The organism is Pseudomonas sp. W2Jun17, from assembly GCF_023127795.1.
In the GTDB taxonomy this organism is placed as follows: Bacteria; Pseudomonadota; Gammaproteobacteria; order Pseudomonadales; family Pseudomonadaceae; genus Aquipseudomonas; species Aquipseudomonas synxantha_A.
Window position 1 is genome coordinate 1 of the sequence record NZ_SPKO01000038.1, and the last position, 327, is coordinate 327.

General features: G+C 56.9%; 1 protein-coding gene. It reads right to left on the reverse strand.

Annotated features, from left to right (window positions below; translation table 11 throughout):
- Positions 1-327: hypothetical protein (locus tag E4O98_RS24930; protein WP_248136557.1), on the reverse strand; the 327-nt coding region annotated here is incomplete at both ends.

Sequence of the window (327 nt, forward strand, 5' to 3'; positions counted from 1 at the left end):
AGCGATAACGCTTGATCCCGCCATTGGGCAATTGCTCTTCCAGCAACTGCCCACGCTCATTCCACACCAGCCGATGGCAACTGTGATCCGGGTACCAAACTCCGGTCAGTTGCCCGTGTTTGTTGTAGCTGTAATCGGTAACCTCGCCGTCAGGATCGATCCTACGCGTAACATCGCCTTGCTCATTACGCTCGTATTTCCAGACAGCCTCGCCGCGCCTTACAACCCGTACGAAGCCGTTGTCATGTTCGTAGGAGGTCGGCTCATCATCCCCGGGAAACAACGCCACCAAGCGTCCGGCTTCGTCGTACTGATACGCCGTCACCG